The following is a 21244-nucleotide window of genomic DNA, read 5'->3' on the forward strand; positions in this document are numbered from 1 at the left end:
AGCTTCTTGATTTCCACTCTCCGACAAGGGTTGCGATGCAGGGCGGCCTGATGCAGTTTGCTGCAAAGCAGGCCGTGAGATGAATGGCAGGAGACGGATTTGGTGCTGAACTACAATATCTATGATGTCTTTACCGAAACCAGAATGGCGGGAAACCCTCTGGCGGTCATGTATGACGCCGACGACCTCGATCAGGCGACGATGCAGGCAATCGCCAGGGAAATGAACCTTTCCGAGACGGTCTTCGTCAATCGCTCTGGCAACCCGGCACATGCGGCTTCGCTGCGTATCTTCACGCCATCAGGTGAATTGCCTTTTGCGGGACACCCGACCGTCGGTGCCGCTGTCGCCATCGCCGAGCGCAATCGCAAGGATGGCGATGATGATGTCGATATGGTCTGTGTGCTTGAAGAGAAGGTGGGCCCTGTCCGTTGTGCGGTAAAGATGCGCGCCGGCGCCGTCAGCTTCGCCGAATTCGATCTGCCGCGCAAATCATCCCGTGTCGAGCTGCCGCTCGATCATGCGGCACTTGCCGATGCGCTGGGCGTCAGCGAAGGCCATCTGGGTTTTGAAAATCACGTGCCGTCGATCTGGACGGCCGGTGTGCCGTTTCTGCTCGTGCCCCTCCACAATATCGCCGCCGTGCGTGACATGGATTTCGACGCCAATCTTTGGCTGCGCACCGCACCGCTCGTCGAAGGGCTGCTGACGGCGGCCTATATCTACTGTCGCGGCGGCGTAAACCACGCGGCGAAGTTTCATGCCCGCATGTTCTCTCCGGATATGGGCATTTCGGAAGATCCGGCCACCGGTTCAGCGGCTGCTGCCCTTTCCGGCGCCATTCACCATTTCGATGGCCTGACCGACGGACATTATCCGCTCCTCATCGAGCAGGGCGTGGAAATGGAACGGCCGTCCCACATCCACCTGCGCATGGACATCAAGGACGGTGAAATCGCCCGCGCCCGCATCGGCGGCCACGCGGTGCGTGTTGCATCGGGTGTGTTCGAGATTTGATGTCAGTGAGCCGGTAAATTCACGTCGTTGAAGAATGACGAAACAGCCAGCAACCCAAAGAAAAACCCCGGTCTCAAGACCGGGGTTTTATTATGTCTGCGTCAGTCAGATCAGTTGAACCGGCCCGCCGCATGGGCAAGCATCGTATAGACCTTGCCGGTATCGGAGGTGAGGTAGGACTGGGTGACGCTCCGGTCGCGGTCCGTGCGGGCGACGTCGGCGAGCAGCTTTTCGAAATCGGTGATGTAGCGATCCACGGCGGTGCGGAATTCGGCTTCCCGCTCATATTTGCGCTTGATCTCGTCAAACGTCGTCTGGCCCTTCAGCGTGTAGAGGCGACGGGTGAAGACGTCGCGCTCACCGCGCTGGTAACGGCGCCACAGCTCCACCGAGGCATCGTGGTCGATGGCGCGGGCGATATCGACCGAGAGCGAGTTCAGCGATTCGACCATGTGCCGTGGGTTGCGGGTGTCGGCCGCACGGGTCGGCTGCTGTTCGGCGCTGGCGCGGGGAGCGGAAGCCGCAGAGGTTTCCTGACCGTCACGCGAGGCGCCGCGCAGCAGATCGCTGATCCAGCCGCTGCCTTCTTCACGACGTCCGGCAGGGTTTGCCGCAGCCGGTTGAGCGGGGGCGGCTGCCTGACGGTTCTCGGTTTGCCGGTTTTCGACCTGGCGGTTTTCAAGCGGCAGGGAACCGCGCAGTGCGGCTGGCGCGGGGGCAGGCTGCGGCTGCGCCGGGCGCTGCGGTACCGGAGCGGCTGCTGCCGGCTGCGGGCGTGTTTCGACACGGCGCTCGGCGGCAGGCTGGGTAGCGGCAATGGCGCGGGCGACGGGTTCGGAGACTTCCATCTGGTGGGTCGAACGGCCAACAAGCTGGGAAATATCCTGCAACGCCTTGATCTGCTCGGAAACGGCGCGACGCATGGCGGCCGCACTTTCCTTGGCTTCTTCTGGCAGGTCGAATGCGCCACGCTTCAGTTCGGCACGGGTCGCATCCAGCTCGCGGCGGATATCGTGGCTGGAGCGGCGGATCTCGTCGGTCGCACCGGCAAAGCGGCTGACGGCCTCTTCGACGGCCTGACGCAGCGTCTCCTTGAGGTTGGCGGCGGCGGCATTGGATTTTTCCGAGGCGCTGCCCAAGAGATTGTCGACTTCCGAGAGCGAGGATTCGACACCGCCGCGCAGGCGGTTGACCAGCTCGTCGGAATATTTCTGCGCGTCGGACAGCGTGCTTTCAATCGAGCGGCTGGCATCCTGGCCGGCGGAGAGCAGGGCGCCCCGCATGGTCTGTGCCGCCGAGCGGGCGCGTTGTTCGGTCTCATCCAGCGAGCGGCCGATATCGGTAAACGACGCCTGCAGGTTGTCGCGCAGATTGCCGGCGACGTTCTGCGAACGCTCTTCGGCTTCGTTGAGCGTGGTTTCCACCACGCCGACGACGTTGCGCATGGCGCTTTCGATTTCCTCGGAGCGTTTGACGAGGCCGACCGACAGGCTGCGAAGTGCGTCCTGACGCTCCTCCAGCGTGCCGACGAGGCTCGATTGCGCCGCGTTGAGCAGTTCGGAGGCCTGGCTCAGCACCTTCGAATGTTCCTCGAAGCGGCCGACGATGCCGGCAACCTGTGCCAGCGTCTGGCCGGAAATATTCGACAGGCGGTCGATCTTTCCTTCGAGCAGACGGCTGGAGCTGGAGACCATGTCGGCGGCCTGCGAGGCGCTATCGGAGAAACGGGTCGCAGAGGCGTTCAGGGCCTCATCGGCCGTGCCGAATTCCTGTGCGGCGCGCTCGACGGCGGAGTTGAAGTTGGAAGCCGACTTTTCGACGATTTCGGCCATGCTGTTATGGGTCTGCGACAGCATATCCGTGCTCTGGCGGGTTGCGGCGACCAGCTTGTTGGCGGCATCGCTGCCCGAGCGGGCATATTTGTCGATACCCTCTTCGACGGCATCCGCCATGGCGGTGTGGGTCTGCGACAGCATGTCGGTGCTCTGGCGGGTGGCGGCGACAAGTTTGCTTGCCGCATCCGTGCCGGCATTGGCGTAATCGCTGATCGCCTGTTCCACCATGCCGACCATGCCGCTGTTGCTCTGCGACAGAAGTTCTGCGCTCTGCTGGGCAGCGGAAACGATCTTTTCGGCGGCTTCACGGCCAATGGTGGCGTATTCGTCGACCACCGGCTTGGCTTTTTCCTCGATCAGGCGCGACAGTTCGGCAGAACGGCTGGCCAGCATCGAGTTGAGTTCGCGGGTGCGGTTATCCAGCGCCGAGCGGATGGATTCGCCGCGCGCGTCGAGGGCCGATTCCACACCCGTCAGCGTCTCTGAAATGACACCGACCTGAGAGCGGACGACGGCTTCAGCCTCGGCCACCTTGTTGACGATGATGTTGCCGGCTTCCGAGAAGGTCTGGGCAACGGCTGCGGCCTGGCCGGAAAGACGTGTCTGAGCATCCGAAATGCGGTTGACGATCTCGCCGGAGCGTTCCTCGATGGCCTTGGTGAAGGCCTCGTTCTGCGCCTGAACCTGGTCGGCAAATTCCGAACCGGACTTGGCGAGCAGGGCAGACGAGCGAACCGCTTCATCGCCGATGCTCTGGGTGGCGGAGACGACCGCGCCGCGCAGGCTGACTGCGAGATCGCTCGCCTTGCCTTCGATGGTACGGTTGACGTTTTCGAGGCCGATCGTCAGCGCCCGGTCCATGGTGCCGAGGCGTTCGTCGATACGGGCCGTGCCGGTATCGAATGTTTCGGCCAGACGGGTGGTGCGGCTTTCGAACGTGTCGGTAACACGTGTCGTCTGCTCGTCCAGAATGCCGGTGATGCGCTCGGCAGCTTCGTCGCTGGTGCGGGCAAAGACCGCAGTCTTGTCTTCCAGCGCCTCTGCGAAGCGGCGTCCGGCATCTTCGATCGATGTGTTCACATTGGCCAGATCACCGCCAACGCGGGCCTGCAACGTGTCGAGCGACGTTTCGATACGCGCACCTGTCTCGTCGAGACGGGTGGTGACGTTGCCGATCGAGGTTTCGATGCGGGAGGAGAGGGCGTCTGTCGCGCCGCCGATTTCGCGGGCGGCTTCGCCGATCTTGACGGCGATGTCGCCGGCGCTGTTGCGAAGACGTTCTTCGAGCGTCGCAGCGCTTCCGTCGATTGCCTTCTGCAGCGTGTCCTGCTGGGTTTCGAGCGACAGTTCGAGCATGCTGGCGCTGGAAGCGACAGTGGTGCCGATCATCATCGCCTGCTCGGAGAGCATGTCACCCATCTGGGTGGTGGCCGAGCTCAGCGTTGCAGCCATATCCGCGTGGCGCTGGTCGAGCGCGGTGCGGATATCCTCATGCGATTGCGACAGATTGCTTTCGAGGCGGGAGACCCCTTCTTCCACCGTCTGTGCAAAACGGCTGCTGCCATCTTCCACAACGGTTTCGATGCGGTTGGCCGCGCCAGAAACGCTCTGCTCGATCAGGCCGCTATTGCGCTCCAGCGAACCGGCAATGCGTTCCGCCTGTGAGCCGAGCATGGTTTCCAGCCGCTCGTGGCCGCTGGCAAGGGCGTTTTCAAGTGTAAACGCCGTGGCTTCGAGGCGCTGGCCGACACCGGCCGCCGCAAGCGAAAGCGACGATGTTCTCGCATCCATTGCCTCGGCAATCCGCTCCTCGACACCCGAAATCGTCATGTCGAGCGCCATGGTCCGGCTGTCGAGTGCATCGGCGATGCGTTCTTCCGCGCCGGAAACGATGCCGGAAAGGGCAGCCGTCCGGCTGTCCAGCGCGCCGGCAATACGGTCCTCCACGCCGGAAACGGCGCCGTGCAGGGCGGCGGTGCGGCTATCGAGAATATCGGCAATCTTTTCCTCGACGCCGGAGAAGCTCATGTCGAGCGCCATGGTCCGGCTGTCGAGTACGTCTGTGATCCGCTCTTCCGCACCGGAAACGACGTTTTTCAACGAATCCGTGCGGCTGTCGAGTGCGCCGGCAATACGGGTCTCGGCGCTTGCCACCAGCTCGCCAAGAGCTGCGGTGCGCGTATCGAGCGCATCGGCGATTTTCTCTTCTGCCCCGGAAAATGCCATGTCGAGCGCCATGGTGCGGCTGTCGAGCGTATCGGCGATGCGTTCTTCGGCACCCGAAACCACGGCGTTGAGCGCGGCGGTACGACCGTCAAGCGTTTCAGCGATACGGGTCTCGGCGCCGGCAACAACGTCGCCGAAGGTGGTCGTGCGGCTGTCGAGCGCGCCGGCGATCTTCTCTTCGGCACTGGCGACAATGCCGGTAAGGGCGGATGTGCGGCTGTCGAGTGTTTCGGAAAGCCTTTCCTCGACATTGGCGAAGGTCATGTCGAGCGACAGGGTACGGCTGTCCATCGTGTCGGCGATGCGTTCCTCGACACCGGAAATCGTGCTGGAAAGAGCAGCCGTGCGACCGTCAAGCGTTTCGGCGATACGGCTCTCCGCGCCGGAGACAACGTCGTGCAGGGCAGCCGTGCGGCTTTCCAGCGTGTCGGAAATACGGTCCTCGATACCGGAGACGGCACCGGTGATGGCGGCAGCGCGGGTTTCGAGCGTCTCCGACAGACGGCGTTCGACATCGGCGACAACGCTGTTGATTGCTGCTGCACGTTCGTCAAGCATCGCGGCGAGACGTTCGGCCGTGCCGGAGACAGAGCCGGTAATGGCCAGCGAACGGCTGGCAAGCGCTTCGTCAAAACGATCCTGGCTGGCCGAAAGTGCGCCGAACAGGGCATTGCTGCGTTCCGCCAGCACGTTGTCGATCTTCTCGTGCGAATTGGCGAAGGCATTGGTGATTTCGGCAGTGCGCTGGCCAATCGCGTCGCTGAACTCGCGGGTGCGGGTTTCCAGCGCGCTTTCAAGCATTTCCTGGCCGGTGCCCAGCGCGGTTGCAAGCGCCAGAGACTGATCGGTCATGGTGTTGCCAATGCGCTCAAGACCGCTGTTCAGCATGGTGTCGAGGGCTTCGGAGCCGCCGGCAACGGTTTCGTTGATGCGGGCGAGGCTTTCCATCAGCTTGCTGTCGAGGCTGCCGGCGCGCTGGTCGAAGGCGCTGGCAAATTCCGCCACATGCTCGTCGAAGGCCGAGTTGACCTGGCCAACCGTCGCCTGCAGTCGCTCTTCATAGAGGCCGGAACGCAGATCGAGATCCATGATCGCATCATCAGCCGTGCTCTGCAGGCTCTGGCGGAAGGAGAGACCCTTTTCCTCAAGCGTCGTCGAAAGCTTGTCGAGCACGGTATCCAGCGAACCGCCGATGATCTGCTGGCCGCGATCAATATTGCGGTTGAGTTCCAGCGTGCGCGTGGACAGCGTTTCGTTGAGCTGGCGGGTGCGCTCCTCAAGCGCGCTGTTGAGGCTTTCGGCACCGCTATCCAGCGTCGAAGCATGGATTGCGAACCGCTCAAGCAGCACTTCGCCGCGCTCATCCAGCGTCGAGGCAAGATTGTGCAGGCGCATGTCGAATTCGTTCGACAGGGTCGAACCTGAGGAATTCAATGCCTGAAGCAGGTTTTCGGTCTTGGCGGCGATCAGGCTGCCCATGGCTTCGGTGGAAGCGCGCGATTTTTCAAGCAGGGCGGCGGAGCGCGTATCGATCATCGAGGCGAAGGCTTCGCCTGTCGTGGCAAGCCGCATCGAAAGCTCTTCGCCAACGATGGAAAGCTCTTCCTTGATCTGTTCCTGTGCGCCAACGATGGACGAGCGGATGCGCTCGGCATGGTTGACGATGGCGTCGCGCTCGGCGGTCAGTTCCTGCACAAGGCTGCGGACGCGCAGTTCATTGTCGGCATAGCTGCGCTCAAGCGCGTTGACTTCGGAATGGACCAGCGTTTCCAGTTCCGTCGCACGTGCAATGGTGCGCTCGATACCGTCATTCATGGCCGAAACTTCGCGGCGAACCGCCTGGCCCACGGACATGATACGATCGGAGGCAACCGTTTCGGGCTCGGCAAGGCGAAGAGCGACTTCGGCCATCGAGCGGGCGGCGTTACGCAGATCGCGGGCACGCGCCATCATGATCGCGAAGGCGAAGAACAGCATGACGGGAACGAGGATGCCGACGACGATCGCCATCAGGCCGGGAATTGCGGTGAGGTCGGCCAGCGAGGCAATGTTCCAGAGCGCATTGCCGTAAAGCAGGTGTGCCACACCAAGGCCACCCAGCGCCCAGATTACCGACATGATCGTCGCATTTCTGAGTGCGCCGCCGATCGAGCCGCCTTCGAGCGATTTCAGGATCATCGCCGGGCTGCGCTTGGAGCCGTCATTGGCCGCTTCCAGATTGGGGGATTTGGGTGCCTGTTCGGCAGGCGCGCGCGCAGCCTCGGGAGCAGGGGTCTGTCTGCTTGCTTCCTTCAATCTGGCCTCCGGCTGCTTTGGCGCTGCGGTCTTCCGCGATTCCGGCTTTTCTTCGAAAGCACCGAGCTGCAGGGCGTCTTCCAACGCCTGAAATGCAGTCTCGTCGACAGAGTCGCTGATCTTGTTATTCGCCATGCGGTTACGCCTCGTTACACATACGCCCGGCTTCATGCCGTTGGACCACTTGCAACCTGCAAGCGGACTGCCGCCATCATGCCGGCGGAACATTATCCCGTTAAAGGGAACAATTCCGCCATTTACCAAATCCCGAATTGCTGGTGGTCCAGCTTTCGGGCGAAATTACATCACTGTGCCGTAATAACAAAGCTTGCACTTAAGCCTCGTCTTAACGGCAGTACCGTAGTGACACATTTAGGTGTTCGAAACAATTAATGCGGATTTACGGCAGCAGCGAAGTGTCGGCTTTTTAACAGTTTTTAAACCTGAGTTTCGCTCTGAACGCCTTGTTTCGCATAAGTTTAACATAAATTAACCATAGCAGAAGATTTTCGCCCGCGTCACGCCGTAATTTAAGCCGATAGCACCGGTTTGGATGCGTAAATACGACACAGATGTGACACGAAACAGGAAACGGCGAGACAAGGAATTCCAGCCATGGCAGCGGTCAGTATTGCTTTCGAAGCTCCGGATAATTGCGGCGGTGCGCCGGCCGTTACGAAAAAGCCGATCGATTTCGATCATCTTGCCCGTCAGACGATGGGTGACAAGGATCTGGAAATCGAAGTCCTGCAACTGTTCAGCCGCAACGCCCGCGCCGCATTGCATGAAATTGCCGATGCTGACGACAAGGCCGTGCGGGCAACCGCCCACCGCCTGAAGGGCGCTGCGCAGGCCGTCGGCGCCCCGGCGGTTTCCGCCGCCGCAGCTGCGGTGGAGGACCAGGGCAAGGACAGCGCCGCGATTGCAAAACTCGCGGCAACCATCGTCGAGGCGGAAAACTTCATCCTCAAGCTCTGCCGCTGAGGCGGAGTTCATCAAATTTGTCATTTTACAAGGCCGGTTCCGCCTGTGCACCCTTGAAGCGGGTTGCCAAGGCGAACCGGCCTTTCTATGTGTTTAGAACAGTTCTTAGATCACCATTTTGGATTCCGGCATGACAAAACTGACCATCGTTGCCTTTGACGGCACGCCCCATGAACTCGATGTGAGCAACGGTTCCACCGTCATGGAGAACGCCGTGCGCAACTCCATTCCGGGCATCGATGCGGAATGTGGCGGCGCCTGTGCCTGCGCGACCTGTCATGTCTATGTTGATGACGCCTGGGCGGAGCGTGTCGGCGGGCCGGAGCCGATGGAAGAGGACATGCTGGATTTCGCGTTCGAAGTGCGCCCCACCTCGCGTCTCTCCTGTCAGATCAAGATGAATGACGAGCTTGACGGTCTTGTCGTTCATGTTCCCGAACGCCAGGGCTGAAGGCTCTCCACTTGTCGGTCGCAGAAAAAGCCCCGCTCACCAGATAGAGGAGAGCGGGGCGAGGCGGGTACGCAGCATGCAGGCGAGGGAGGAAACACCTGCGAGCCCTCAAGTGCGCACCGGGAGAACCGGAGAGGGTTTCAAGCGCCGGACCCGCTGCGGGCCACAACCGTTAAAACCATATGAACAAGCTACAATGAGTCTCGGCGGCGGCACCATGACGAGAAGTCACGGGTGAGATCGGACATGACGTAACGTCATGTTTCCGTTGCGTTGCGCCTTTAATGGGAGGTGCGGCGAAGGCGGTTTACCGCCTGTTCTGCCCCTGTTCGAGCCGGTTTTTCAAAAGCCGGGTCATGCGGGCGTCGAAATTTTTCGATTCCACTACATCGAAACGCAGCTGGTCCCTGTCATGCTCATCCATCACCGTCTGGGTGATCTTGCCGACCATTTCCTGAAGCGTCTCGCAATTTTTTTGCGGATGAAGGGCTGCCAGCTGCCTTTCGAGCGAACGGGCATGGGTGCGGGCGATTTCCGCGTGCCGTTCCTCGTGGCGCTTGATATCGGCCAGCAGCGTATCCCAGATGAAGGCCAGCTCCGCCGTGGTGCGGCGGCGGTTTTTCCATCGCGGCAAAAGGATGCGGGTGTTCAACAGAACCTTGGCCGTTCCAACGCTGCACTGGCCGTTTTTTTCCACATAGGTGAGTTCGCCGCCGAATTTAATCTCGGTCGCACCGGGATGGCGCGCGCCGGTGTTGCGCGTCAGCGGGCCATGCTTGGAAAGCTGCTGGTCGAGATCGGCGGCGGTTTTGCCGGTGATCGAAAAATAGGAATAGGTCTTGCGGACGATGGTGTCGGAAAAAGCCGGCCCGGCCGAAGAAAGTGCCAGCGCGCCCGCAAGGGCGACGCAAAGAGCACGTGATGATTTGGTCATGACCCGGCCTTCCGGTTGAACTTGAAAATCGTTTGCTGCATAGGCGGAGCGGAACCTATAAGAATTGGCATAACATTCCGTTATTTCCGAAAGGCGCGTGTTACGTGATAACAGCCGGCAGCAACGTGTGGCAAGCGGCCCATGGCCGCTCCCTGAAACTTGATGGGCGTGGCCGTATTATGGCCATCGTCAACGCCACGCCCGATTCATTTTCCGATGGTGGCCGTTTTCTCGCCGTCGAGGCGGCTTTTTCCCATGCATTGAGCTGTGTGGAACAGGGGGCTGACATCATCGATATCGGCGGCGAATCCACCCGGCCGGGTGCGGCGGAGGTGACGGAGGCGCAGGAGCAGGATCGGGTACTGCCGGTCATCGAGAGGCTGCGCCACGAGACGGACGTTCTGATTTCCGTCGATACCTATCGTGCGTCGACGGCAAGGCTTTCGATCGAAGCGGGCGCGCATATCGTCAATGATGTCTTCGGCTTGCAGAAGGATGCGGAGATGGCGGGGGTGATCGCCGCCACACGCGCCGGCGTCTGCATCATGCATACCGGCCGCGACAGGCAGAAGCTCGCCGACGTCATCGAGGACCAGTTTGAATTCCTCAATCGCTCGCTCGAGATTGCGCAGGATGCGGGTGTTGCCCGAGATGCCGTCGTGCTCGATCCCGGTTTCGGGTTTGCCAAGGACGAGCGCGAAAATGTCGAGCTTATGGCGCGATTCGGTGAGCTTGCCGCTTTCGGCCTGCCGGTTCTGGCCGGCACGTCGCGCAAGCGTTTCATCGGGTCGCTGACGGGCCGGGATGCGGCCCACGAACGCGATATCGGAACGGCTGCGACGACAGCGATCCTGCGCCTTTCTGGTGCTTCGATTTTTCGCGTGCACAATGTCATTGCCACACGCGATGCACTGGCAATTGCCGATGCGGTTCTTGCCAAAGCGTCGGCAAAGGCCGATGCGTAGATCAACGAGTGCCGGAGCGCCGTGTCCCCATGAAGGCGCGGCTTTCGGGCGAAACATTCCTGCCATGGAGGCGATGCGATGAGCCGCTATACCATCATCCTGAAAAACTGTTCCTTTTTCGCCCGTCATGGCCTTCTCGAGCAGGAGGAGGTGCTGGGCCAGCGCTTTTTCGTCGATGCCGAGATGGAGGTTGAGGCGGGTGACGCGCTGGAAACCGACGAAATCGAAAATACCGTCGATTATGGTGTGGCCTTCGCCGTCATCGAAAAAATCGTCGTCGGGCAGCGCCGTTATCTCATCGAGGCGCTGGCGAACGACATCGCCAAGGCGCTGCGCGCCCGGTACCCGCAGATCGTCTGGTTGCGCATCACGGTGCGTAAACCGTCCGCTCCCGTTCCCGGCATTCTCGACTACGCGCAGGTGAGTGTTGAACACCGTGCCTGAAAAGATGACCGTCGCCGCATTGGGTCTTGGCGGCAATATCGGCGATCCCGCCGCCGCGATGGCCAAGGCCTTGCACGAACTGGATATGCATGAAAATTGCCGCCTGCTGGCCGTCTCCGGTCTTTATCGCACGCCTCCCTGGGGCAAGACGGATCAGGCGGATTTCTTCAATTGCTGCGCGCTGGTCGAAACCTCGCTTACGGCGCCCGCGCTGCTGCAATTATGCCTCGACATTGAAAGGGGCATGAAGCGGGTACGCACGGAACGCTGGGGCCCGCGCACCATCGATATCGATGTGCTGACCTACGGCAATGAATCTATCGTAACGGAAAGCATCGAAGTGCCGCATCCGCGCATGACGGGGCGGGCTTTCGTGCTGATGCCGCTCGCCGAGATTGCCCCGGATATCGAGGTGAAGGGAAAGCCGGTGCGGGAATGGCTTCAGCAGGCGGATAGAAGCGGTATTGTCCGCACAAACGAAAAGCGGGAGTGGTGGACACTCCCGCTCGGCAATGACTGAGAGGATTATCGCGCTTAGGGCTTGATCGAACCGACGGCGAGCTGATCAATATCGCGCGCCAGCGTCACACCGATGACGGGGATCATTTGGTCGGCGACCTTGACGGAAATGGTGATGTTCATCGAGTTGTCACTCGAGACGCGAGCAACCATGGCGCCATTGAGCTTGGAACGGTTGATGCCGACGACGACCTTGTCGCCGTTGACCTGTCCGGAGGTAATGTCCAGTCCCTTGCCTTCGGCACCGTCGAGGAACTTGCCTTCGTAGCTGCTGCCCTTCTGGCTGATGATGGCGGACATGGGCTGGCTGAAGACGCCGACGCGGCAGGTGCCGCCAAGCTTGATGCCGGTCTTTTTGTCATCAAGCGGTTCGCCCGTCAGATCACAGGTGAATTTGGTGCCCTTGTATTTGCCCGCGACGATTTCGCCCGGACCTTTCCAGACGCCAGCCACCGAGCGGAAGAACACGTCGTCGCGATCGCGCGATGCGGCATGGACGTCAGACAGGCCGAAACCGCCGCTGACGGACAATATGGCGGCAAGTCCGCCCACAAGCGAAAAGAAGCGCGAATACATGATACTTTCCCCGGCGAAGAAGCCTGTTCGATAGGCGGCAATCTACCGGCGGAATGGTTAATGCTTGGTTTATTTCACCCGTATTTGCGGTTTCGTTCGTAACCTTTTGAACCGCGCATGTCTGGCCGATCAGCCTTTTTCACCGCTTTTTCCGCCGCTTAAATCGGGCGTGAGGTCGGACATGAAATCACTGATTCCGGGCCGCTTCACCGCACGAAACGGTAGCGGGCGGCAAAGGTCCATCGCTGCGATACCGATTCGCGCCGTCATCAGGCCGTTGATGACGCCTTCGCCGAGGCGGGCGGAAAGCTTAGAGGCAAGCCCGTGTCCAAGGACCTGCTGGGCGAGACCATCTCCAACCGCGATCGAACCCGTGACGGCCAGATGGGCGACGACGTCGCGCAGCAGCCGGAGCATGCCGAGCGTACCGGGGCGACCGCCATAAAGCTCCGCCATGCCCCGAACCAGTCGCGTCACTTCGAATAGAACATAAGCGAGATCGACGATAGCACGCGGGCTGACGGCGGTGACCACGGAGACACGCTTGGAGGAATTGAGAATCAGCGCCCGTGCCTGCCGGTCGAGCGGCGCCAGCAATTCACGCTCGGCAAGCTCGATGAGATGCGGGCCGTCGATCACATCGTTTTCCGTATCTTTCAGCGCCGCCCGGCCCTTCGCCGTTTCGGCCCGGTGGGAGAGAACGGCATTGAGACGGGTGATGACGGCGCGGGCAGGTTTCGGGCTCTTGTCGAGGCTCGCCGTCTCGGCATCGGCCTTGAGAGACTGCACGGCGTTGAGCCGCATGATGCCGAAGACTTCCCGCCCGACAAGGACGAGAACGGCGAAGAGCGCGACGATAAGGGCGATACTCGCCGTGTAACCCAGCCAGTCGGAGCGGGAGAACAGGTTACGGATAAGCTGGTCCGCCCAAAGCCCGAAGGCGAGCGAGAACAGGACGCCAAGCGCGCCGAGCGCGAGCTTGCCGAAAGAGAAGCGGTTTTTCTTCGGCGAGGCCACCGGCAATGCGGCCGCATCGATCTCTTCAGGCGCCAGAAACGGATCGTCCTCGTCAGGCGTCAATGAAATCTCGGTATCGAAGCTGCGCGGCGCGCGTTTCTGCGCCGGCGACGGCCGTGCCGTCTCCTCTGTCTCGAGCGTGAAAGCCGCCGGGCGGCGGGCCTGCGGATCGTTGTGTGTGGGAGCCTTCATGCGAGCTTGTCTCCGAACAGGAACTGCATGGCGCGGTCGAGCCTGATATGGGGAACGGAAAGCCGGATGCCGCCGCTGCCCGGCTCGTCCACATTGGGCGGGCGGAAGCGCACGACATTGACATCCGGCAGCGTCGCCTTGTCGCCATCCTCGTCTATGCTGCGAAACAACGGCTCCGGGTCTTCGGGCAGGTCGCCGGGAAAGATCGCTGTTTTGCGATTGCCATCGAAGGTCTCGCCATTGATGGTTTCTCCAGCCATCGGCGTACCGACGATAACCGGAAGCTCGTGGCCGTCCTGACGCACGCTTGCCTCTCTGGTGGCGCGCACGGAAGCAAGCGCCATGACCTCGATGCCGGCGCCGTTCATGCCGATGGTGGTGATGGCGCGGTCCACCAGACGACGGGTCAGCCGCTCCAGCCGGTCATGGCTTTCGTGATGCAGATGGTCGGCCTTCGTGGCGGCAATCAGCACCTTGTCGATGCGCCGGCCGATCAGCGAGGATAACAGACTATTGGTGCCGGGACGGAAACAGGCAAGCACATCGCCCAGCGCCCGTTCCAGATCCTGAACGGCCTCCGGTCCGCGATTGACGGCCTGCAGCGTGTCGATCAGCACGATCTGACGGTCGAGACGGGCGAAATGCTCACGGAAGAAAGGTTTGACCACTATCGACTTATAGGCGTCGTAACGCCGCTCCATCATCGCCCGCAGCGAACCCTTTGGCGCTTTTTCGCCGGTTAGCCCCGGCAGGGGCGCAAAGGTCAGCGCCGGAGAACCTTCCAGATCGCCCGGCATCAGGAAACGGCCGGGCGGCAGGGTGGAGAGCGATCTCTCGTCGGACTTGCAGGCTTTCAGATAGGCCGCGAAACTTTCCGCCAGCCGCCGCGCCGTCATCTCATCGGCAGGTGCGTTGATATCGAGCGAAGAGGCGATCGCCAGCCATTCCTGCGCCAGTTCGGCGCGGATGCCGCTCCCGGCAAGTGCGACGGTCGCGTCACTGAACTGTTTGTAATCCTGCGACAGAAGCGGCAGGTCGAGCAGCCATTCGCCGGGATAATCGACGATATCGATGGATAGCTTGCCGGCCGAGAACCACCGGCCCCAGCCACTGGCGCTCTGGTAATCCAGCGTGATCCTGAGTTCCGAGATTGCCCGCGTCGAATCCGGCCACAGCCTGTCGCGCACCAGCGCCTGAATATGGTCTTCGTACTGGAAGCGGGGAATAGCATCGTCCGGCTGCGGCTCGAGGCGCACATTCGAGACGCGGCCTGACCGCATGGCCTCGAATAAGGGCAGGCGGCCGCCATTCAGGAGATTGTGGACGAGGGAGGAAATGAAAACCGTCTTTCCCGCCCGCGAAAGGCCTGTAACGCCAAGCCGCAATGTCGGATGGGTGAGGTTGCTCGCACGGTCGGCCAGATTATCGAGCGCGATAAGCGCACTGTCTGTCAGGGACGTCAGAGAAGGCGGCAATGGCAGTTTCCCGGCTGTGGTTCATGATCACGGCTGCAATATAGGAAGTCGCGGCTGCCCAAAAAAGAAGCGCCCCGGTGGATTTTCACGGCAGCCGCCATCGGCGGTGGTTCCGTCACGCGTTAGGGCTGCTACTTGCCGGGTGAGAGAAAATCGACCAGTCGCCAGCGATCCGCGCCGTTTACAGCACTGCCGTCGTGATCAAGCACGGCAAGCCCTGCTGTCGGGAAACCGGAGGGCAGGGCGGCGTGCAGCAGGTCTTCGCCGATCATCGCTTCCAGTGTCGCTTCCATGGTGGGGTTATGGCCCACCAGCATCACCGAACCAGCATCCGTCTGCGCTGCGATGAGGGAGAGATAGGTTTCGCTGCGGGCATTATACATCTCATCGACATAGGCGATTTCGATGCCTTCGTTGAAGGCGCGCTGCCAGGCCTGCGTGGTCTGCCGGCAGCGTGCGGCGGTGGAGGATAAGAGCATGTCGGGGCGGTAACGCCGGTCGGCGGCGAGGTCGGCAACGATCTCCGCCTCGGCAAAACCTGCTTCATTCAATCCACGGTCGAAATCGCGTTCCCCCGGCGCCGCCCAGGCGGCTTTGGCGTGGCGCAAAAGATAAACTCGCTTCGGATGAGAATCTGTCAAGGGCAGGAACCGGCGTTCGAAACTCTGGGGTATAGCCGGATGCTACAGGATAGGATCAAGGGACCGCAAGTCCTCTTTCCTGTTGGCAAGTCGCATTGAAGTGATCGAAGAACAGATCGCCCCGACGCCAATAAAGGATAAAAATTAGTCATTTAGATGATTTTTGTGTCAGTTTTAAAAATGCCTGAAAACTGATCTGTAGACTTGAACCGGCCTATATCATTGGAGTATACACCGCCGCATTGAGATGTTCTTCGAGGAGAATCGCGTTGAGTGAGAAGATCGATCTTAGCAAATATGTACTCTCGGAAGACGACGAGTTCATGAATGCCAGCCAGCGGGCCTACTTCCGCGCGAAGCTGGTCGCCTGGAAAAATGACATCCTGAGAGAAGCGCGCGAGACCCTCGGACATCTCGCCGAAGAAAGCGCCAATCACCCCGATCTCGCGGACCGGGCTTCATCCGAAACAGACCGGGCGATCGAACTTCGCGCCCGCGACCGTCAGCGCAAGCTGATTTCCAAAATCGATGCGGCTCTTCAGCGGATCGAAGACGGCACCTACGGTTTCTGTGAGGAAACGGGTGAACCTATCGGCCTCAAGCGTCTTGACGCCCGCCCGATAGCGACACTTTCCATCGAGGCGCAGGAACGTCACGAGCGTCGCGAAAAAGTTTATCGCGACGAATAACAAGGCTGCTGTGCCGGACGCTACCGCGAACCGGCCATCTCAAGCACCGGACATACAAAAAGGGCACGGAATTATTCCGTGCCCTTTTGCATTGAAGCTTCATGCGCGCCGCCTCAGCGGTCGCGGGTAACGGAAAGCTCGCCGAAAATACGCGCCATTTCTTTCTGCACGTCACCATCTGGCGACGCTCCGGTAACTGGTGGCGAAACGGGTTCGTTTTTCTGCTGCTTTTCCGGGGCGGCGGCAATGGACGGTTCATTGTCCGCATCCCGGCTCTTGGCAATCTCGGCTTCGAGAAAGCTCTCGAAATCGCTGGCCAACTCATCGGAAAATTTCGGCTCAGCGTCATTGGACGCAAAAGCGGGAGTTTCCGGTTTCGGCGGGAAAGGGGCCGGCGGTGCATTCGGTTCGGACTTGAGGCCGGGAAGAACCCGCTCGCGCGCCGCGTCAAGAAAATCTGCGGCGCTGGATTGATCGAGCACCGGCTCACGTGCGGCAAAAACCGGTGGAGCGATGACCGTTGGCCGTTCTTCCTCCACCTTTGCCTGCGTCACCTGTGCGGGAACCGGCGAAACGACCGGTATCGGTGTTTGTACCGGAGCGGGGGTGAAGGGTTCCGAACGATGCGGTTCGCTGCGTTCGCCGGCCGTGTCGAGCGATGCGGCGACGGCTGGCACAATGGTTGCTGCAGGAACAGCCGCAGCCACTGCTGACGGTTGCGGCGTTGGGCGAGGGATCTCCCTCTCGGGCGCGGCCTGCCTCACCGGCGGAGCGGGCTCGCGAACTGCGACCGGCGGCGGCGATACGGGTTGGGGTGGTGTCGATGGACGCGGCGGCAATGGTGACGTTGTTGCGGCCGGTTGTGCGGGGCGAGGAGCAGGTGCGGTGGGCTCCGGCCGTTGCTGCGGCTGCCTTACCGGTTCCTGTGTCACGGGAGCCGGGGCTGGCGCTGTGGCTGCGGCTGGTGCTGCGACGGGCTGCTGTTGCGGCAGGGCGGCGCGGCGTTCCTGGGGAATGGACGGCTCGGCTCTCTTCGGCTCGCTTTCCTGACGCGGCAATGCCTTCAGTTCCGGCTCCTGCACGTCCCTGACGATCGGGATTGCGCCGATACCGCTTTCGATGACGATATCTGTCGGCCCGCCGATCATCACCAGATGCTCGACATTGTCGCGGCGAACCAGCACCAGACGGCGGCGCGCATCAACGGCCGTCGCGTCGAGAACCTGCAGGCGCGGCTGCCGGTTACGCCCACCACGGATAAACGGAGAGGAACCGCTGCGCCTGCGCAGAAGCCATAAAGCAATCGCCAGAACGAGAAGCGCCACACCCACACCGACGACGGCGACGATGAGATTGTTTCCATAGGTGCCGATAAAATCATCCATCATGGAGATCATCCCTTCAGATTTTTTCGAGCAATTAATATTGCCGTGGTTCTTATAGTGTGAACGTCAAGCAGGAAAAGACGATTTTTTTGGACGCGATACAAGGTTTATCCGCCACCGTCCCCCTGGAACACAAAACCGGTTGGTGCGGCTTTCGGTTCCCTCGTCGACGGAAACGCCTGTGCATTGCGCCTCTCAGGCCGTTTTCCCTGTGCGTTTTTAAGCCTTTGTGGCCCGGCGGAGCTTTTTGATGCTCAAGCGAGTTGCTACAAGAAATTTTAACGCCCGATTCCGTCGAGGACCGTGGCTGACCGAATGACGACCTGCACGACTGCGAGGCCAAGATGACACGGGTGCGCGAGACAAGCGACAACGACCTTCCGCTGGTGGACAGGCGTGCCCGTTCCGGCACGGTTTTGCGCATCCTGCTTCTGGCGCTGATACTGATCGCCGCTGCCGCCGCCTTCGTTTATTTCAAGAACTCTTTGGAAAACGAAATCGTGCTCGGCATTCTCGGCGTGCTGGCGATGATGGGCATCTTTTTTCTGGTGTCGTCGATCATCGGTTTCATCGAGGTCATGCCGCAGTCGCAGTCGGACGGGCTTGCCCGCCGTTTCCTGTCAGCCCATCCCGAAGGCACGCTGATCACCGATGCCAAGGGGCATATGGTTTATGCCAACGCCACCTATTGCCGCATGAGCGGCACCACCAGGGCGAGCGATATACAGAGCCTTGAAACGCTTTTGTCGCGCAGCCGGGAATCGACCGAGGCGCTTTACCGGCTCATCAATGTGCTGCGGGAAGGCCGTGACGGTTACGAGGAGTTCCGGCTGCAGAAGCCGCTTGGCGAGGATGCGAGCGCCGGGCCGCACTGGTACAGGCTTAAAGGCCGGGTGCTGAAGGATGCGGGTGGCGAGGGGTTGCACGTGTTCCAGATCGCCGACATCACGCCGGAGCGTGAGGATCAGGAACGGTTTTTCCGCGAATTGCAGAATGCCATCGATTATCTAGACCACGCGCCGGCCGGTTTCTTTTCCGCCGGACGCAAGGGCGAGATCGTTTATCTGAACGCTACCCTGTCGGAATGGCTGGGCATCGATCTTGCGCAGTTTTCGCCCGGTTCGATGACGGTGTCCGACATCGTCGCTGGCGAAGGCATGGCGCTGATCGAATCCGTCCATCCGCAGGGCAGCGCCAAGCGCACCGAAATCCTCGATCTCGACATGCGTCGGGTGAACGGCCAGAGCATGCCGGCCCGCCTTGTGCATCAGGTCAGTTCCAAGGACGGTGCACCGGGCGAGAGCCGGACGATCGTTCTGATGCGCCCCAAGGGGCAGGAGGATACGGAATCCTCCTCGGCCATGCGTTTCACGCGCTTTTTCAACAATACGCCGATGGCGATCGCTTCGCTGGATGGCGAAGGCCGCATCCTGCGCATCAACGCACCCTTCCTCAAGCTGTTCTCGGGTGTTGTCGGACGTGACGATATCGACCGCGGCGTGGCGCTCGAAACCGTCCTTCACGACAACGAGAAGCCGCGGCTGGAACAGGCTCTCGCCGAGGCGAAGGATCGTCAGGGCGATATCGCGCCGTTCGATTCGCGCCACCCGAGCGACGAGACCAGGCATTTCCGTTTCTACGTAAACGCCGTCATCGATCAGGACGACGAGGCGCCGGAAGAGGTGGCAATCGTTTATGCCATCGAGGTGACGGAGCAGAAGGCGCTCGAAACCCAGATGGCGCAGACGCAGAAGATGAACGCCGTCGGCACGCTGGCGGGTGGCATCGCCCACGATTTCAACAATGTGCTGACTGCCATCCTGCTGTCGTCCGACCATCTGCTCCTGCAGGCGCGGCCCGCCGATCCGAGCTTTGCCGACCTCATGGAGATCAAGCGCAACGCCAACCGCGCTGCGGTTCTGGTGCGCCAGTTGCTGGCCTTCTCGCGCAAGCAGACCATGCGCCCGGCGGTGCTGAACCTGACCGACGTGATCGGCGATCTGCGCATGCTGGTCGACCGGTTGATTTCCGGCACTAATGTCAAGCTCGAGGTGGATTATGGCCGCGATCTCTGGCCGGTAAAGACGGACCTGTCGCAATTCGAGCAGGTGCTGATCAATCTCTGCGTCAATGCGCGTGATGCCATGCCTGATGGTGGCAAGATCACCATCCGTACCCGTAATGTGGATGCGAAGGAGGCGGCTGCGCTTGGCCGTCCGGAAGTTCCGGCCGAAGACATGGTCATGGTTGAGGTCGGCGATAACGGCACCGGCATTCCGCCTGAAATCATGGACAAGATTTTCGAACCCTTCTTCACGACCAAGGAAGTCGGCAAGGGCACCGGTCTCGGCCTGTCGATGGTCTACGGCATCGTCAAGCAGTCCGGCGGCTACATCTATCCCGAATCGGAAGTGGGAAAGGGCACTGCGTTCCGCATCTACCTGCCGCGCCATGTGGTGGAAGCCGTTGCGGGCCAGCAGCCGGGTGAAGCAGCGCTCACCCCGGTCGCGACACCTGAACCGGTAAAGGAAGAACCGCTAGACCTCACCGGCAACTCCGCTGTCGTGCTTCTGGTGGAGGACGAGGAGGCGGTGCGACGCGGCGGCAAGCGCATGCTGGAAACCCGTGGCTACACCGTGCATGAGGCGGGCTCCGGCACCGAGGCGCTGGAGGTGATGGAGGAGCTGGAGGGCAAGGTCGATATCGTTGTTTCCGATGTGGTGATGCCGGAAATGGACGGCCCTTCGTTGCTGCGGGAACTGCGCAAGTCCTATCCCGACCTGAAGTTCATCTTCGTGTCCGGTTATGCAGAGGACGCCTTTGCGAAAAACCTGCCGGCGGACGCCAAATTCGGCTTCCTGCCGAAGCCCTTCTCCCTGAAGCAGCTGGCGATCGCCGTGCGCGAAATGCTGGATGACAATGCCGGGTGACAACGCCGGGTAAGAGGGAGTAACGGCAGGCCGGTGCGACAGAGATTCGCTCCCACTGTTGGTCACTGTTGCCCTTTCCGACGGGCCGAAAACCCGCCGCCATCGCCGGTTTGTCTGCGCCCACCCTCAGGAAGCCTACACATCCCTACTTTTCCCGAGGTTTGCCCCTTCCCAAACGCAATAGTGATTGCGCCGTTGCGCAAGGGGCTTAAAATCACGTCACGACGACCTAGATATGAAGAGGCGAAGTTCTCCCTGCTGGCGATGAGCTGTCGGTTCGAGAATAGTGTGGAGAATGATGAAAGATGATCGCTAGGCCGATCTACATGCAGGGCGAGGGCGACGGGGAAGAAGGCGGCAACAACCGCGGCACCTCCGTTATCACCCGCGTCAAGGCAAAGACGAAAAGACCGAATTTGTACCGTGTTCTTTTACTGAATGACGACTACACTCCCATGGAGTTCGTCATCCATATTCTGGAGCGTTTTTTCCAGAAGGATCGCGAAGCGGCAACCCGTATCATGCTGCACGTGCACCAGCACGGCGTGGGAGAATGCGGGGTGTTTACATATGAGGTCGCAGAGACGAAAGTAAGCCAGGTCATGGATTTCGCCCGACAGCACCAGCATCCGCTGCAGTGCGTCATGGAAAAGAAATGAGGATCGCAAC

The 21244-nt window shown here is 60.8% G+C and carries 16 protein-coding genes; 9 read left to right on the top strand and 7 right to left on the bottom strand.

Annotation, left to right across the window (positions count from 1 at the left end):
- The first annotated feature begins 99 nt into the window (after positions 1-99).
- Positions 100-1017, top strand: coding sequence for a PhzF family phenazine biosynthesis protein (locus EXN68_RS03710; RefSeq protein ID WP_142839665.1), 918 nt, complete (start codon positions 100-102; stop codon positions 1015-1017).
- A 110-nt stretch (positions 1018-1127) separates the two neighbouring features.
- Here the strand turns inward: EXN68_RS03710 and EXN68_RS03715 are convergent, their stop codons facing one another.
- Positions 1128-7508 (bottom strand): apolipoprotein A-IV repeat region-like domain-containing protein, encoded by a 6381-nt coding sequence (locus tag EXN68_RS03715; RefSeq protein WP_142839667.1) that lies wholly within the window; start codon positions 7506-7508, stop codon positions 1128-1130.
- 480 nt (positions 7509-7988) lie between these two features.
- Here EXN68_RS03715 and EXN68_RS03720 point away from each other — a divergent pair, with 480 nt between their 5' ends.
- A complete protein-coding gene (locus EXN68_RS03720; RefSeq protein WP_142839668.1) occupies positions 7989-8357 on the top strand; it encodes an Hpt domain-containing protein in 369 nt (122 codons plus the stop codon).
- A 130-nt stretch (positions 8358-8487) separates the two neighbouring features.
- The gene (locus EXN68_RS03725) at positions 8488-8808 is read left to right on the top strand and encodes a 2Fe-2S iron-sulfur cluster-binding protein (RefSeq protein WP_142839669.1); all 321 of its coding nucleotides are present in this window, start codon (positions 8488-8490) and stop codon (positions 8806-8808) included.
- Positions 8809-9115: 307 nt separating this feature from the next.
- On the opposite strand, the gene EXN68_RS03730 is transcribed toward EXN68_RS03725, so the two are convergent.
- Complete coding sequence (locus EXN68_RS03730; RefSeq protein WP_142839670.1) at positions 9116-9742, bottom strand: DUF922 domain-containing Zn-dependent protease; 627 nt, start codon at positions 9740-9742, stop codon at positions 9116-9118.
- Positions 9743-9846: 104 nt separating this feature from the next.
- Here EXN68_RS03730 and folP point away from each other — a divergent pair, with 104 nt between their 5' ends.
- From folP to folK, 3 genes are all read left to right on the top strand, one after another.
- A complete protein-coding gene (gene folP, locus EXN68_RS03735) occupies positions 9847-10707 on the top strand; it encodes a dihydropteroate synthase (RefSeq protein ID WP_161991180.1) in 861 nt (286 codons plus the stop codon).
- Between the two features lie 78 nt (positions 10708-10785).
- Positions 10786-11151 carry a dihydroneopterin aldolase gene (folB, locus tag EXN68_RS03740; protein WP_142839671.1) on the top strand — a complete coding sequence of 122 codons (366 nt, stop codon included), beginning with the start codon at positions 10786-10788 and terminating at the stop codon, positions 11149-11151.
- A gap of 4 nt (positions 11152-11155) precedes the next feature.
- Positions 11156-11671 carry a 2-amino-4-hydroxy-6-hydroxymethyldihydropteridine diphosphokinase gene (gene folK, locus EXN68_RS03745; protein ID WP_193559503.1) on the top strand — a complete coding sequence of 172 codons (516 nt, stop codon included), beginning with the start codon at positions 11156-11158 and terminating at the stop codon, positions 11669-11671.
- A 14-nt stretch (positions 11672-11685) separates the two neighbouring features.
- Here folK and EXN68_RS03750 read toward each other — a convergent pair whose 3' ends face one another.
- The 4 genes from EXN68_RS03750 to EXN68_RS03765 all read right to left on the bottom strand — a co-directional run bounded on the left by EXN68_RS03750 (position 11686) and on the right by EXN68_RS03765 (position 15538).
- On the bottom strand, positions 11686-12246 hold the full coding sequence (locus EXN68_RS03750; RefSeq protein WP_142839672.1) for a hypothetical protein: 561 nt from the start codon (positions 12244-12246) through the stop codon (positions 11686-11688).
- A gap of 129 nt (positions 12247-12375) precedes the next feature.
- Positions 12376-13455, bottom strand: a complete 1080-nt coding sequence (locus EXN68_RS03755) for a YcjF family protein (RefSeq protein ID WP_142839673.1) — start codon at positions 13453-13455, stop codon at positions 12376-12378.
- Entirely contained in the window at positions 13452-14930 is a 1479-nt protein-coding gene (locus EXN68_RS03760; protein ID WP_142839674.1) for a YcjX family GTP-binding protein, read from the bottom strand. Before EXN68_RS03760 ends, EXN68_RS03755 begins: the two co-directional genes overlap by 4 nt.
- A 131-nt stretch (positions 14931-15061) precedes the next feature.
- Positions 15062-15538, bottom strand: coding sequence for a SixA phosphatase family protein (locus EXN68_RS03765; protein ID WP_237681348.1), 477 nt, complete (start codon positions 15536-15538; stop codon positions 15062-15064).
- 302 nt (positions 15539-15840) lie between these two features.
- Here EXN68_RS03765 and dksA point away from each other — a divergent pair, with 302 nt between their 5' ends.
- Positions 15841-16260, top strand: coding sequence for an RNA polymerase-binding protein DksA (dksA, locus tag EXN68_RS03770; RefSeq protein ID WP_046800250.1), 420 nt, complete (start codon positions 15841-15843; stop codon positions 16258-16260).
- A 113-nt stretch (positions 16261-16373) separates the two neighbouring features.
- On the opposite strand, the gene EXN68_RS03775 is transcribed toward dksA, so the two are convergent.
- A complete protein-coding gene (locus EXN68_RS03775; RefSeq protein WP_161991182.1) occupies positions 16374-17657 on the bottom strand; it encodes a flagellar biosynthetic protein FliO in 1284 nt (427 codons plus the stop codon).
- 332 nt (positions 17658-17989) lie between these two features.
- Here EXN68_RS03775 and cckA point away from each other — a divergent pair, with 332 nt between their 5' ends.
- Both cckA and clpS read left to right on the top strand, forming a co-directional pair.
- Positions 17990-20575 carry a cell cycle histidine kinase CckA gene (cckA, locus tag EXN68_RS03780; protein WP_142839677.1) on the top strand — a complete coding sequence of 862 codons (2586 nt, stop codon included), beginning with the start codon at positions 17990-17992 and terminating at the stop codon, positions 20573-20575.
- 305 nt (positions 20576-20880) lie between these two features.
- A complete protein-coding gene (clpS, locus tag EXN68_RS03785) occupies positions 20881-21234 on the top strand; it encodes an ATP-dependent Clp protease adapter ClpS (protein WP_142839678.1) in 354 nt (117 codons plus the stop codon).
- Positions 21235-21244: the final 10 nt, after the last annotated feature.

It is taken from the genome of Martinezella rhizogenes (assembly GCF_007002745.1).
Taxonomy (GTDB): domain Bacteria; phylum Pseudomonadota; class Alphaproteobacteria; order Rhizobiales; family Rhizobiaceae; genus Agrobacterium; species Agrobacterium cucumeris.